Source organism: Actinacidiphila sp. bgisy167 (genome assembly GCF_965342175.1).
Taxonomy (GTDB): Bacteria; Actinomycetota; Actinomycetes; order Streptomycetales; family Streptomycetaceae; genus Actinacidiphila.
Genome location: NZ_CBDRBL010000007.1, coordinates 19348 through 34265 on the forward strand (window position 1 = coordinate 19348; position 14918 = coordinate 34265).

Annotated in this window: 7 protein-coding genes and 1 tRNA gene; 3 read left to right on the forward strand and 5 right to left on the reverse strand. The window is 71.7% G+C overall.

The genetic code is table 11. The annotated features are described in order from the left end of the window. Window positions 1–6 precede the first annotated feature (6 nt). The 5 genes from ettA to ACRWND_RS04380 all read right to left on the reverse strand — a co-directional run bounded on the left by ettA (window position 7) and on the right by ACRWND_RS04380 (window position 7552). Window positions 7–1671 carry an energy-dependent translational throttle protein EttA gene (gene ettA / locus ACRWND_RS04360; RefSeq protein WP_431946070.1) on the reverse strand — a complete coding sequence of 555 codons (1665 nt, stop codon included), beginning with the start codon at window positions 1669–1671 and terminating at the stop codon, window positions 7–9. A 384-nt stretch (window positions 1672–2055) separates the two neighbouring features. Beyond that, on the reverse strand, window positions 2056–3510 hold the full coding sequence (locus ACRWND_RS04365) for an LAETG motif-containing sortase-dependent surface protein (protein WP_431946072.1): 1455 nt from the start codon (window positions 3508–3510) through the stop codon (window positions 2056–2058). 233 nt (window positions 3511–3743) lie between these two features. Beyond that, window positions 3744–4190, reverse strand: a complete 447-nt coding sequence (ssb, locus tag ACRWND_RS04370; RefSeq protein WP_431946074.1) for a single-stranded DNA-binding protein — start codon at window positions 4188–4190, stop codon at window positions 3744–3746. Between the two features lie 115 nt (window positions 4191–4305). Further along, window positions 4306–5904: a GTPase gene (locus ACRWND_RS04375; RefSeq protein ID WP_431946076.1), complete on the reverse strand. Its 1599-nt coding sequence runs from the start codon at window positions 5902–5904 to the stop codon at window positions 4306–4308. A 4-nt stretch (window positions 5905–5908) separates the two neighbouring features. Beyond that, window positions 5909–7552 (reverse strand): dynamin family protein, encoded by a 1644-nt coding sequence (locus ACRWND_RS04380; RefSeq protein WP_431946078.1) that lies wholly within the window; start codon window positions 7550–7552, stop codon window positions 5909–5911. A 322-nt stretch (window positions 7553–7874) separates the two neighbouring features. Between ACRWND_RS04380 and ACRWND_RS04385 the strand changes: the two genes are divergently transcribed. From ACRWND_RS04385 to ACRWND_RS04395, 3 genes are all read left to right on the forward strand, one after another. After that, window positions 7875–7947, forward strand: a tRNA-Arg gene (locus ACRWND_RS04385). A 1411-nt stretch (window positions 7948–9358) separates the two neighbouring features. Then, on the forward strand, window positions 9359–11416 hold the full coding sequence (locus ACRWND_RS04390; RefSeq protein WP_431946080.1) for a multicopper oxidase family protein: 2058 nt from the start codon (window positions 9359–9361) through the stop codon (window positions 11414–11416). Between the two features lie 347 nt (window positions 11417–11763). Then, entirely contained in the window at window positions 11764–14547 is a 2784-nt protein-coding gene (locus tag ACRWND_RS04395; protein ID WP_431946082.1) for an ATP-binding protein, read from the forward strand. Window positions 14548–14918: the final 371 nt, after the last annotated feature.

The window sequence follows — 14918 nt, forward strand, 5'->3', positions numbered from 1 at the left end:
TCCCGCTCAGCCCCGGGTGAGCTTCTTGTAGGTGGCGCGGTGCGGCCGGGCCGCGTCCGGGCCGAGGCGCTCGACCTTGTTCTTCTCGTACGACTCGAAGTTGCCCTCGAACCAGAACCACTTGGAGTCGCCCTCGTAGGCGAGGATGTGCGTGGCCACCCGGTCCAGGAACCAGCGGTCGTGGGAGACGACCACGGCGCAGCCGGGGAAGTCCAGCAGCGCGTTCTCCAGCGAGGACAGGGTCTCGACGTCGAGGTCGTTGGTCGGCTCGTCGAGGAGCAGCAGGTTGCCGCCCTGCTTGAGGGTGAGCGCCAGGTTGAGGCGGTTGCGCTCACCGCCGGAGAGGACACCGGCCGGCTTCTGCTGGTCCGGGCCCTTGAAACCGAAGGCGCTGACGTACGCGCGAGACGGCATCTCGACCTGCCCGACGTTGATGTAGTCGAGCTCGTCCGACACGACCGCCCAGAGCGTCTTCTTGGGGTCGATGTTGGCGCGGGTCTGGTCCACGTAGGAGATCTTGACCGTCTCGCCGACCTTGATCGTGCCGGAGTCGGGGGACTCCAGACCCTGGATCATCTTGAACAGCGTGGTCTTGCCGGCGCCGTTGGGGCCGATGACGCCCACGATGCCGTTGCGCGGCAGCGTGAAGGACAGGTCGTCGATGAGGACCTTGTCGCCGAACGCCTTGGAGAGGTTGTCGACCTCGACCACGATGTTGCCCAGGCGCGGGCCCGGCGGGATCTGGATCTCCTCGAAGTCGAGCTTGCGCATCTTCTCGGCTTCGGCGGCCATCTCCTCGTAGCGGGCGAGGCGGGCCTTGGACTTGGCCTGGCGGCCCTTGGCGTTGGAGCGGACCCACTCCAGCTCTTCCTTGAGCCGCTTGGCGCGCTTGGCGTCCTTCTGGCCCTCGACCTTCAGACGCGACTGCTTGGTCTCCAGGTAGGTGGAGTAGTTGCCCTGGTACGGGTAGGCGCGGCCGCGGTCGAGCTCGAGGATCCACTCGGCGACGTTGTCCAGGAAGTACCGGTCGTGGGTGATCGCCACGACGGTGCCCGCGTACTTGGCCAGGTGCTGCTCCAGCCACTGCACGGACTCGGCGTCCAGGTGGTTGGTGGGCTCGTCGAGCAGCAGCAGGTCGGGGGCTTCCAGCAGCAGCTTGCAGAGGGCGACGCGGCGCTTCTCACCACCGGAGAGGTTGGTCACCGGCCAGTCGCCGGGAGGGCAGCCGAGGGCGTCCATCGCCTGCTCCAACTGGGCGTCCAGGTCCCAGGCGTTGGCGTGGTCGAGTTCCTCCTGCAGCTTGCCCATCTCGTCGAGGAGCGCGTCGGAGTAGTCGGTCGCCATCAGCTCGGCGATCTCGTTGAACCGGTCCAGCTTGGCCTTGACCGGGCCGACGCCGTCCTGGACGTTCTCCAGCACGGTCTTGGACTCGTCCAGCGGGGGCTCCTGCAGCAGGATGCCGACCGAGTAGCCGGGCGAGAGGAACGCGTCACCGTTCGACGGCTGCTCCAGACCGGCCATGATCTTGAGCACCGTCGACTTGCCGGCGCCGTTGGGACCCACGACACCGATCTTCGCGCCGGGCAGGAAGTTCAGGGTGACGTCGTCGAGGATCACCTTGTCGCCGTGCGCCTTGCGCGTCTTGCGCATGGTGTAGATGAACTCAGCCAAGAGAAACCGTCCGGCATTCGATGTGTGGGCAGATACACCCCATCTTGCCGTACCGCTACCCCCGGGCGGAAACGAGTACCTGAGCGGTGCCCCGCACGCCTGCGACCTGGTACGAACCGCCCCGAACCTGTCGTCGCCGGTCAGCGTCGGCCGTCGCAGCCCGGCGACGAGAGGTTCGGGGATGACGACGGCACGGGCGCAGGGCGTGCGGGGCGTGGGGGCAGGGCTTGTCGCTTTTATGGCCGCTGCCCGGCAGGCGCCGCGCCGGCCGCGTGCCGAGCTCGGTCGCCACGGGCGGATGGCAGGTGCCGCCCGAGGCGGCGAAGGGGGCGGAGAACCATCGGCCTCCGCCCCCTTCACTCATGAGCGGCCTCGGGGGTCGGTTCACTCAGCGGAGGGAGCCGCCTTCTTCTTGCGGAGCAGGAAGACCGCGCCGCCGCCTATGACGACCAGGGCGATCGCGATGCCGGCGATCACCGGGGTGGCGCTGCTCGAACCGGTCTCGGCGAGGTCGCCCCCGGTGGTGGAGCCGGTGGCGGCGGATCCGGCGGCGTCGGATCCGGTGGTGGACCCGGTGTCTCCGGCGCCCTCGGAGGAGCCGCCGGCCGTGGCGGGGCTCGGCGAGGAGGACGGGGTGTCACCGCCGTTGCCGGCGGTCTGGCAGTCGAGGACGCCTTCGAAGGTCTTCTCGAAGCCCTCGGGGCCGGTGATGGTGACCTTGTAGTGCTGGTCCTCGGCCACGGGCACCGTCACGGTCTCGGACTTGCCGGCCTCGACCGTGTGCGGCGCGCCGTTCAGCTCGAAGGTGAACGGCTGGTCACCCTCGTTGGCGGCCGTCACGTCCAGTCCGCCCTTGGCGCAGTTGACCTGGGCGGAGACTGCCGGGATCGGGCCCTTGGCGGCCCAGGTGGCGGTCGCGGTCGCGGAAACGGAGCTGTCGCTGGAGCCGGCGAGGATCTGGACCTGCGTGGTGCTGTTGGCGCCTGTGAAGGCGCGACCGACCGGGAGCTTGGTGTTGGCGACGGCGCTCAGCGAGGTCATGCCGTCGGGCGTACCGGCCGCGACGTCGAAGTAGAGCTCGTCGCCGTCCTCGGCGGAGGTGACCACGACGCCGTTCTTGTCGGTGACCTTGACGCCGGAGGGGTTGCCGGGCGCGGGGCTCACCTGAACGGTGGAGGCGTTGGTGTGCACCTTGATCGGGCCGAGCACGTCACCGGCCTTGCCGGAGACCGCCGGCGGGTCGAGGACCAGCGATGCGGCGGGCTCCTTCCGGTCCAGGGCGTTCTCCTCCAGCCAGTCCGCCAGCTCCTCGGCGACGGGGTCGACGGCGGTCACGTCGGCCTTGTCGGAGAAGCGCCAGATGGCCACCTGGGTGCCGGCGGCGGCGAGCTTGTCGGTGAGCGGACCGGACAGAGCCGCCCTCTTCCGCAGCGCCGCGAGGTCGTTCACCTGCGGGTAGGAGTTCTGCAGAATCCAGTTGATCTTGCCGGCGTCGCGGTTGTCATGGAGGCTCGACTCGTCCCAGGAGACCTCCTTGTAGGCGGCGTTGTTCTGGGTCGGGTTGTGCAGGTCGATGCAGTACGTACGGATCGTGCCGCCGCCGTCGACGGACATCTCGAAGAGGCCGGCGCCGACCTTCTCCGTCTTGCCGTTCTCGTGGATCTCGGCCTGGCCGAAGATCTTCAGACCGTCGAGCTTCGCCGTCGCACCGGGCGCGGTGGGGGTCGCGTCGTCCGCGATGGCGGACCCGGCAACGGCTATGGAACCCGCGGCGAGGAGGCCGGAGGCCACCATCGCGACGGCAAGACGGGCAGCTCCCCGCCTCCGTGCAGTGAACATGATTTCCCCTCCGGGCGAGGCCGATCGTGGGGGCAGCCTCACCGACAGCTGTGGATCCCCGCAGAAAGCCGGGGGTATCGGTGAATCCTAGAAACCCGCCGCGGCGCGGCCGCCGGGATTCACACGTCGCCCGGAGATTCGAATCGGAATCGTTACCCGCACGTAGGCATGAACGGGAAATTGTCGATAAATCACCGACGTTTTCCGCGGGCCGAATAATCAGCTGTCCGTTTTTATCCTGACAGCGCGGCCAGTGGATCGCCGGGGAGCGGCCCTCCTGCGCCCGCGGCGGCCTGCGCGGCCGTGAGTTCCGGCCGGCTCGCGGACACCCGCCGGAACGCCGAGGTGCCCCGCGCCAGGTCATGGCCGCAGGTGATCGCGTCGACGTCGGCCGAGAGATACCGCTGCCCGTCCCGCTCCTCCTCACGCACTCTCAGGCGTCCCTGGACGAGCAGTGGTTCACCGACCCCGACCGAGGCCGCCACGTTCTCCCCCAGCTGCCGCCAGGCCCACACCGTGTAGAAGCTGGTGTGCCCGTCCGACCAGCCCCCGCGTTCCCGGTCCCAGCGGCGCGCGGTCGCGGCCAGGCGGAACCTGGCGACTGGGACCCCTGTGGGCGTCGTCCGGAATTCCGGCCTGGTGGCGACATTCCCCACGACGGTGACCAGTGTCTCGTTCATTGCCGACGCTCCCCGTTGCCGTCGCCGGCCGGGCGGCCCCCTGCCGCCGGCCCCGCGATGGCTCCATGATGGGACCGCCGCGCCCGCGGCGGGGACTTCGGATTCGACCTGTGGATTACTGGCTGGTTGTGGACAACTCCGTCACCCTGAAGTGGTTTCCGGCGAGCACCCCGTACTGCTCCCGCACTTCCCGGTAACGCAGCAGTTCGGCCGCCAGCGGTTCCAACACCCGCGCACGCCCGCAGTCGGCCGCCGCATCGGCCATCCGCCGCTCTGCGGCCTGACCGTACCGGCGGGCCGGGCCGCGGGCGGCGAACCTGCTCACCCGGGTGAGCAGCGGGCCGCCCACAGCTCCCACCGCCAGCAGTACGGGCGGCAGCCACCACGGCAGCCGCAGCGCGCCCGCGGCCGTCGCGCTCCCCGAGACCAGCGCGGCCGTCGCGAGCAGCGCCAGCAGCCACTGCGCCGTGCCGACCACCGACCACCACCGAGGACGCAGCGGCTCGTCCGGCGCCACCCGCTCCATCGCCGCGTCCAGTGCCTCCGGGAGCGTGCGGCCGCCGCGGCGCGCCGCCTCCCGTACCGCCTGCGCCCAGGGAGCGGGCAACCCGACCACGACCTCCGCGGCGACCGCGCGCACGGCCTCGTCGACCGACGCGCGCGACGCCGACAGTTCCGGACGGCGGCCGTGGAGGGCGGCGTCGTCCGGCCCGGCCCCGCGGACCCGCCGCAGATGCCGCCACGGGGTGCCGCACGCCTCCTCGGCGGCCCTGGCCCATGCCCGCTCCGCCGCCCGGCCCGCCGCCGCGGCGCCCACCGCGTACGCGAGGCTCGCCGTGAAGTCCTCACGAGCCCGGTCGGTCAGCCCCGTCACTCCTTCGGCGACGTACAGCGGGCGCAGCCGCTCCGCGAGCCCGTCGACGTCCGCCGACAGCCGCCGGCTCGCGGCGGCACGCTCGGCCACGACCTGGCCGATGGCCGCCCTCAGCTCCGGGACGCCCTCGCCGCTCAGTGCCGAGACGGCCATCACCATCGCGCCGTCCTCTCCGTGCTCCCCGACGGCGAGCCCGTCGTCGTCGAGCAGCCGCCGCAGGTCGTCGAGGACCTGCTCGACGGCCTCCTCCGGGAGCCGGTCGATCTGGTTGAGGACGACGATCGTCACGTCGGCGTGCCCGGCCAGCGGCCGCAGATAGCGCTCGTGGAGGGCGGCGTCCGCGTACTTCTCCGGGTCGAGCACCCACACGATGACGTCGACGAGTTTCAGCACCCGGTCCACCTGCTCGCGGTGGGCCGTCGCCGCCGAGTCGTGGTCCGGCAGGTCGAGCAGGACCAGGCCGGCGGGGCCGTCGTCCGTCCGCTCCGCACCCTCGTCCAGCAGGCTGTGGCGGGCGAACCGCGCCGTGGGCCCGATGCCGAGCCGGTCCAGCAACCCCGAGGCCCCACGTGGGTCCCATGCGCAGGCGACCGGCGCCGAGGTGGTCGGTCGGCGCACCCCGATCCGCGAGAGGTCCAGTTCCGTCAGCGCGTTGAACAGCGACGACTTTCCGCTGCCCGTCGCCCCGGCCAACGCCACCACCGTGTGGTCGGTGGAGAGCCGGCGCCGGTCGCCGACCCGTTCCAGCAGCTCCCCGGCCCCGTCCAGCGCCTCGTGGCTCACGCGGGTGCGCGACAGCCCGAGCAGTTCCGACAGCGCGTCCACCCGCTCTGTGAGCACCTGATCACCTCTCCTGGAGTTGGTACGACTTCTGCACGACCGAAAGCTCCGCGATCAGCGACGCCTGCTGGGCCGCCGTCACGTCGAGTGCGTCCACCGGCAGCACCCGCAGTTCCCGCTCGGCGTCGAGCACGTCCGCGACCAGACGGTCCAGCTCCTCGCGCGCCCGGTCGCCCGCACGCAGCGCCGCGTGCGCGCCGACGAGCGAGGCGAGCCGCTCCCCCGCGACCGTGCCCTTGCGGCCGCCGAGCACAGCGACCGCGATCAGCGCCGCCGCGTGCTGCGGGTCGACGCCCTCCGTGCTCGCGCGCACCGCCTGGTCCGCGAGGCGGCGCACCGTGAATCCCCAGGTGTCGACGGCCTCCTCGATCCGCTCGGCGACGTCGTCGGACGCCGCCTCCGGGTCCGCGTCCTCCACCAGTTCGGCGCCCGCGGGGTCACCGCGCCACGCGTCGAGGGTCCGTTCGTCGGCTGCGGCGACCTGCGTCCTCAGCAGCGCGGCCAGACTCTCGGCCAGGGCTGCCAGCAGCGCCGCGGGACCGCAATCGGGGTAACCGCGCCAGCTGGCCAGAGCCTCCCCGGCCAGCAGCGCTCCCGCGTGGACCGCCTCCTGCGCGCGCGACTCGGCCTCGTCGTAGGCGTCGTCCACCTGACGGGTCAGGCGCACCGCCGCGGCATGCTGGGCGGCTGAGGCGCCGGCCAGTTCCGGGAGCCTGTTGCCGAGCGATCGCAGGACGCCGGACACGGTGCGCCGCGCCGCCTGGTGCCGGGCGGCCGGGTCCTCGGCACAGTGCGCGAGCCAGCTGCCGAGCGCCGCCACGGCGGTGTGCGGCAGCAGCCCGCCGGCCCCGGCCGACTCGGGCAGCTCCGGGACGGTGAACCGGGGCACGTCCCCGAGCCCGGCCCGGGTCAGCAGCGCGGCATAGTGCTGGGAGACCTCGTCGGCGATCTGGTGCGGCACCCGGTCCAGGACGGTGGCCAGAGTGACGTCGTACTCCTTGGCCGTGCGGAGCAGATGCCACGGCACGGCGTCGGCATAGCGCGCCGCGGTGGTCACCAGAATCCAGATGTCGGCCGCGCAGAGCAGTTCCGCGGCGAGCTCGCGATTGCGGGAGACCAGGGAGTCGATGTCGGGCGCGTCCAGGAGGGCGAGCCCGCGCGGCAGCGCGTCGTCCGTCTCCAGGCGCAGCCACAGCCTGATCTCCTCCGCCTCGCGGTCCTCGTCGCTCCTGTCCGCGTGCTCCCTCCCGTCGGCGGCGGCCCGGGGGCGCGGCGCCCAGGCGCGGGCGAGGCCGGGCAGCACCCTGGGGTCGGCGAACCAGGCGCGGTCCTGGGGGTGGCACACCAGCACCGGTGTGCGCGTCGTGGGGCGCAGCACGCCCGCGTCGCTCACCCGCCGGCCGATCAGCGAGTTCACGAGCGTCGACTTCCCCGCCCCGGTCGAACCGCCCACCACGGCCAGCAGCGGCGCTTCGGGGGCTTTCAGCCGGGGCACCAGATAGTCGTCGAGCTGCGCCAGCAGTTCCTGTCGTGTGCGGCGGGCCCGCTCGGCTCCGGGGAGGGGGAGAGGGAAACGCGCGTCCGCGACGCGGTCGCGCAGGGCCGACAGCGCGTCGAGGAGTTCGGGCCGTACATCCAAGATCGCCACATTGGCAGAATGCCCCATTTTGATGGGTTTTTGAAGTGTATTCCGCCTACTTCACGCCTATCGCCCGCAAGAAGGCCCGGAACGCGACAGAAGGGTCGGAAGAGACAGCGGCATAACGAGTGCACAACAGCCGTCGACTGAGGCCGCGAAACAGATGCGCCATTCGCACCTGCCTGCGATTATCAGACCGCTTCACCGAACCTACACAACGTGTCATGAAGGCGAAGCAACCGGCCGCACATCAGCCGCGCCTTATCCTTGTCCCCGGCAAGGTCACGGGACCGTCGACACAAGGGACGGGTTCGGTCGCGGCCAACGCCCGGCCCCCGTAGCTCAGTGGATAGAGCAGGCGCCTTCTAAGCGCTTGGTCGCAGGTTCGAGTCCTGCCGGGGGCACCCATGCCTGCCGGCACGAACGCCCCAGAGGGAGACTCCCCTCCAGGGCGTTTGGCGTCTCCGACGGCGACGCCTGCGGCTGCGCGCGGCTGCGGCATTCGACGGCCGGCGGCGTCCCGAGCCGGTCCGTCACGTCGAGCGTCCTGCGCCCGACGATGCGCGCACGATGTGGGGCGGAACGCCTACGGTGAGTAGCGGCTCGCCGCGGCAACGCTCTCGGACCACGACCAGCAGGCAGGACAGAGTCCAGGCGGCCCGTAACGCGGGGAGAGCCGCGCGGGTTCCTACGGTGCGTGACGAAGGAATGGGCCCCTGCGGGCCTTGTCCCTCCTGCCTTCACCGGCATCTCCCGTGCCCAGCTCGGAGGTTTGACCGAGAAGCCGGCCGGGCCGTGGGCCGCGCGCTGTGAGTCCGCGACAACGCGGCGGCAGCCGCGGGCAGCGGCCTGGGCCCGGGCCGAAGCACGACCTCGTTTCACCGACCGGGTGTTGGTCACCCTGGTTTATGGCGCGGTCAGCACCTGCGCTGCCCCCACGCCGAATCCGAGTCGGCCAGCAACTCGTGACGCCTCCGCCCGAGAGGGACCAGGTCGAGGCGTTGGACCTGTACGCGGAGTTCTGCGGCGGCCCGCGACGGAAGCAGGAGCGAAGCCTCTTGGAGCTTGCCCCGGGCCCCAGCCCTCGCCACAGCAGGGGCGCGTGAACTCGGCCTCCCAACGCCTCCACCGGCGCTTGGTGCCGTGGGTACGCGCAGACCACACGCTCAACACCGCTGCCACGAGGCCGGGAGACGTGCGCTCCCGTGCGAGACGCCCCCACGCCGGACGGCAAGGCGGCTCCCGGCGGTGGCCACGAGATTCGACGCCACGCTGCGCGAACCACACACGTCAAATGACGCATGCCCGGCCACGCGGCGCTGCCTAGGCTCATCACTGTGGATTTCGGCGTGCCGATCTAGGGGCGCGTGCTTCAGGCGCGCCTTGAAGCGGTCGCGCCGAAGCATCCACACGTAACGGGGGTTACAGCGATTCGGAGGGCGCGAGTGTTCGGCGCGCCCTCCGAAAAGCCGTGCGATCCGTCATGGCGATCGTGGTAGCGAGCGTCCGGGGCCCGGTGCGCACCCATGCGCCGGGCGCATGTGGCGTCCGGCCGAGGCACGCGGTTCCCTGCGGAGCGCGCGTCCATCACCGATCCCACGCCGCCCTCCGCGCGAACGACGTACGGCGGGGCGGTGCCGCGCGGGCCCTGCCCGAGCGCGGCTTTCGGTGGCAGCCAGCGACGGGGCGATCCCGCTCCACGGGTGCCCTGCATGGCGGCGTACTCCCCACTGGTCCATCCGGACAGGGGGGTGACGCGCTCACGGGTGGGCGCACGAGCCGTCGCGGATTTGAACTTCAAGGAGTGCACAGCAAGTGGCAGCGCATAAGAGGCGGACCTTCTTCGGAATCGCGGGAGGCGCCGTCGCCGGCGTGGCCGCCTACGGCGGGGTGAACCTGCTGGGCGGCGGGGGCACCGAGGCCCAGGCCGCGGTGGACGGGTCCGCGCGGCTGACGGGCGGGAAGGGGCACGACCTCAAGGGCCCCTCGCAGCCGCAGGTGACCGAACTGACCCCGTTCAAGGACGAACTGCCGATTCCACCCACCCTGAAGCCCTCGAGCCGGGGCACCACCGAGGTCCGCCTCGTCGAGAAGCCGATACGCCTGCACTCGCAGCTCCCCGCGACCCGGATGTGGACCTATGAGGGCCACTTCCCCGGCCCGACCATCGAGGCCCGTCGCGGACAGAAGTTCCGGCTCGCCTGGCGGAACGAACTGACCGGCACCACCCCCGTCAAGGCCGTCTTCGTGGAACCCCAGGGCCCGCCGCCGGGCTTCCTGGCGCTGAACACCCCCGGTTCCCAGGGCGCGAAGGAGCGGCCCGAGGTGGCCGCGCTGACCGCCTGGACCTCGGTGCACCTGCACGGTGGCCGGCAGCACGCGATATCCGACGGCGCTCCTGACTCGGGCGTGACCCGGGGCAGCGCGCAGCTCGCCGAGTACACCAACGACACGGCCGCGGCGCACCTCTTCTACCACGACCACGCAATGCCGGTGACGGCGCTCAACGTGATGGCGGGCCTGCTCGGCAACTACATCATCCGCGACGAGAACGAGGACCACCTCGACCTGCCGCGCGGCCGGTACGAGATTCCGCTGACCATCGCCGACGTCAACTTCGACACGGACAGCAAGGGGCGGATCAACGGACAGCTCCTCGCGAAGCGGATCCAGGTCGGTCCGTCCATCCCCGGAGTAATGACGGCCGCGGTGCAGTTCCAAGGCCCCTACACCATGGTCAACGGCCGGGTGTGGCCCTACCTGGACGTGGAGGCCACCGCCTACCGCTTCCGCGTGGTGAACGCCTCCAACGCCCGGGCCTACACCCTCGCCCTGGTGGACGAGGAGAGCGGGAAGGCCGTCAAGGGCGCGATCCAGGTGATCGGCACCGACATGGGCCTGCTGGACAAGCCGCAGAGCGTCGAGGAGAGCCTCACCCTCACCCCCGCCGAGCGCGTTGACGTCGTCATCGACTTCGCGGCCTTCCGCGGCCGGCGGCTCAAGCTCGTCAATGTCGCGCCCGGCGCTCCCGGTGCGCCCCCCGCCCCCGCGGGCACCCCCGTGCCCCCGGCCGGCGTGCCGTACCCGCAGGTCATGCAGTTCCGCGTGGGCAAGGAGCGGAAGCGGTCCTACGCGGCGCCGAAGAAGCTGGACCCGCGGTTCAAGCGCCTGACCGCGTCCGACGTACCGCGGGACGCCGTCGAGCGTTTCGTCATGCTCTCGTTCGACCCGATGGGCATGCCGACGATCATGGAGTTGCAGGAGGCTCCCGCGGGCACGGGCACCGGCAAGGGTGTCGTGCAGCTCGCCCTGCCCGGCGGCACCCGCACCTTCCGCGTCGTGGGCAAGCACTTCGAGGACGCCACCAACTTCTTCGCCGCTGCCGGGAGCTGGGAGAAGTGGACGTTCATCAGCGTGGGCCCGGTCCAGCAGCAGATCCAGCACCCGATGCACATCCACCTGATGAACTTCCAGGTGCTCGAGCGCCACGCGGTCGACGGCACCACCTTCGACACGGCGCTGGGCGGCACTACCGCGCCGATCGCCGTCAAGAGCCCCCTGCCCGTCGCCACCAGCGAGTCGGGCTGGAAGGACACCGTCAACCTGACGCCGAACTCCATGGTCACGGTCGCCGGCCAGTTCGGTCGTGAGACCGGCCGGTTCATGTACCACTGCCACATCCTCGACCACGAGGACGAGGGCATGATGCGACCCTTCGTCGTCATGCCGGCACCGGTGCTCACCCTGCAGAACATGATGCTCAAGATGATGAACAACCCGGGCAAGCCGGCCGGTGGCGGCGCCCCGCCGGCGGAGCACGGCCCGATGGACCACGGTTCGATGGACCACTCGGACATGTCCGCGATGGGCTGACGAACGCGCCGCGGCGGGCCTCCTCCGGTACGGAGGCCCGCCGCACAACTGCCCCCGTACGGCAAACCCGCACGGCAGCCGCGCACAGCGCCCCGGCCCCGGGGCGGAGCAGTAGCATCGGGGTCGGCGCTCTCGTTTCCGGCACCCGGTGAGAGGCGGCAGAGCCACCCGGGACAGTGCGCGCCCCGCGGGCGCGCGAGCAGCGGTGCGGCTCCCGGCCGCCCTGCCCGGTTCTGCCGCCCTGCCCGGTGCCTTCTGCCCGTCCCGGGCGCGCCTCATGGCAACCGCACCACCCGGGTGCGCCGGCGCCACGCACCCTGAAGAATCCACGCAATGGAGAGTCGCTTGTGGACCACGATCACCGTTCGCGCACCTGCGAGGCGGAGAACCTGGTCGGGCGCCATCAGGAACTCGAACTGATCGACGGCCTCCTCCGCCGTCCGGCGGACGCCCCAGGGGCGCTGCTGCTGTCGGGCGAGGCGGGGGTGGGCAAGACCGCCCTGCTGGAAAGGGCCGCCCAGCGCGCTTGCGCGGCCGGGGTCCGCGTCCTGCGGGCGGCAGGCGCGCAGTTCGAGTCGGGCATGACGTACTCCGGTCTCCACCAGGTGCTTCTCCCGCTCCTTGAGGAGATCGACGCGCTCGACGACGTGTACCGCGAGGCACTGCGGGTGGCCCTGGGTTTCGGTACGGGTTCACCGCCGCGGACTCTCGTCGTCGCCAACGCCGCCCTGGCGCTGCTGCAGCACGCGGCCGCGGACCAGCCGTTGCTGCTGATCGTGGACGACCTGCCCTGGATCGACCGGGCCAGCGCCGTGGTCCTCGGCCTGGTGGCCCGCCGCCTCAGCGGTACCGGCATCACCGTGCTGGCCGCGGCCCGCGGGCGAGGCGAAGGCCTCGACCACGCGGGCATACCCGAACACCAGGTGCTGCCCCTGGACCCGTCGTCCGCGCGCCGGCTCGTCGGCCTGCGGCACCCGGACCTGGTCTGGAGCGTGCTGGAGAGGGTGGTCACCACCGCCCACGGCAACCCGCTCGCCCTGCTGGAGCTGCCCACCGCCCTGACCGGACCCCAGCGTTCCGCACTGGAGCGCCTCCCGGATGTCCTGCCCCTGGGGCAGCGCCTGGAAGCGCTCTTCGTCTCCCGGCTTTCGGGCCTGGCTCCCGCCTCCCGCCGTCTGCTCCTGATCGCCGCGCTGGACGGGACCGGCGACCTGGCCGTCCTGCAGCGCGCGGGGCGGCACTCCTCCGTCCAGGCGACGCTGGCCGACCTGGGCCCCGCCGAACAGGACGACCTGATCCGGTTCGACGACAACGGCCATCGCCTGGGTTTCCGCCACCCCTTGATCCGCTCGGCGATCGTCGGCGCCTCCACCACCGCGGAGCGCCGTGCGGCGCACCGCGCCATCGCCGACGTCCTGGAGGACCAGCTCGAGCGCCGGGCATGGCATCTGGGCGAAGCGGCGGTGGAACCCGACGAGGAGGTCGCGGCCCTCCTCGAACGCAGCGCCCACACGGCCGTCACACGCGGTGACTCGTTCGCTGCGATCCAGGCCCTCACGCGAGCCGGGCACCTGAGCCCCGCGGCGCCCGACCGCGCCCGCCGGCTCGCCCAAGGGGCCTTCATCGGCGCCGACGCGACCGGTGAACTCGTCAACGCCTCCCATCTCCTCGAGGACGCCCGGCAGGCCGGCACCGACGACCACGCCTCCCTGTACGCGGCGGCCACCGCGGTCCACCTGATGCTCAACGGCACAGGGGACATCGACATGGCCCACCAAGTGATCGTGGCCGCCATCGAGCAGGTGCTCCACCGGCACGACTCCTATGATCCCGCCCTCGACGAGGCCCTGTACCTGCTGATTCTCCTGTGCCACTTCGGCGGCCGGCCGGAGCTGTGGCAGGACTTCCACAGGATCGTGGGACGGCTGCCGGACGTGCCCGCGGTGATCACGGCGTCCGCGGTGACACTCGGTGATCCCGCGCGGGCCGGCGGCGCGGCGCTGCGCGCACTGGACGAGTTGCTGGCCGGACTGGCCGAGGAGAGCGACCCGACGAGCATCGTCCGCATCGGCACCGCTGGTGTCTACGTGGACAGGCTGTCCCGCGTGCGCGACGCTTCCCGCCGGGTACGGCAGCAGGAGGCGGACTCGGGCCTGGCCGTCAAGAAGCTCGCCGTCCTTCCGGTGCTGTGCCAGGACGCGTTCAACACCGGCCGCTGGGACGAGACCGTCCAGCTGGCCGACGAGGGGCTCCGGCTGAGGGAGCAGGTCGACAACCCCTTCTACACCTGGTATTTCCGGTACGAGAAGGCTCTGGTCGCGGCGGCACGCGGTGACCTCGGCCCCGCTGTGGAGACGGCCGACGCGATGACGTCCTGGGCGGTCTCCCGTGGCGCGGGCCAGATGTTGAGCGCCGCCGCGCACATCCGGGTGCTGGCAGCGCTCGCGGAGGAGGACTTCGAGAGCGTGTTCCGGCACGCGGAGGCCATCAGCCCGGCCGGCTCGCTGGCGCGCTACGCCCCGCACGCGATCTGGGTGGTGATGGACCTGGTGGAAGCCGCCGTGCGCACCGACCGCCCGGAAGCGGCGACCGCCCATGTGCGGGCCGTTCAGGAAGCCGGGATCGCGGACATCTCACCGCGCCTCGCACTGCTCGTCGGCGCGGCCACGGCCCTGGCGACCCCGGAGGCGGACGAGGCGACGGCACTGTTCGAGCGGACGCTGTCGCTTCCCGGCACCGACGACTGGCCCTTCGAGCGGGCGCGGGTGGCCCTCGCCCACGGCGAACGGCTGCGGAAAGCGAGGATGACCAGAGCCGCCAGGAAGACGCTGGTGACGGCACTGGACATCTTCGGGGAGCTCGGCGCGCGCCCGTGGGCCGACCGGGCCGGGCGCCACCTCAAGGCAGCCGGCTGGACGGCCCGGCCCCATCGGGGCCCCGCCGTGCTCACACCGCAGGAATCCGAGGTGGCCCACCTCGCCGCCTCCGGACTCACCAACAAGCAGATCGCCGAGCGGCTCCATCTCTCCCACCGCACGGTGAGCGGCCATCTCTACCAGGTGTTCCCCAAGCTCGGGATCACCTCCCGCGCCGCGCTGCGCGACGCCCTGGCCGGCCTGGACCAGCCGTGACCGCGTCGCGGTGCTCCCGTCCGGCAGGAAGCGGGCGGCTGGGGCCGGCCCGCTCCTGAGCGGAGGGGGTGAGGACCCGGGGGCCCGTCGTGTCCGGGGACGGGAGCCGGTCCTGTCCCCAGGGGCGCGCTGAGACCGTTCCGTTACCGCTACTCGGGCCGCGCGGTCGAGTCATCTGGCCGATGCCGCGCCGGCACCGGTTCGGCATGATCTTGTGGCGGCTGCGGCCTATCGCGTTTCCCCCAGGGCCGCGTTCCGGTCGACGCACCCGACCCGCCGGAGAGCGCACCTCGGCGATCCCCTCGAGGGCTGCCGCACAGTCCGACCGGGCTGCCTTGCCGTACACGACGACGTGCCCGGCCTATGCACAC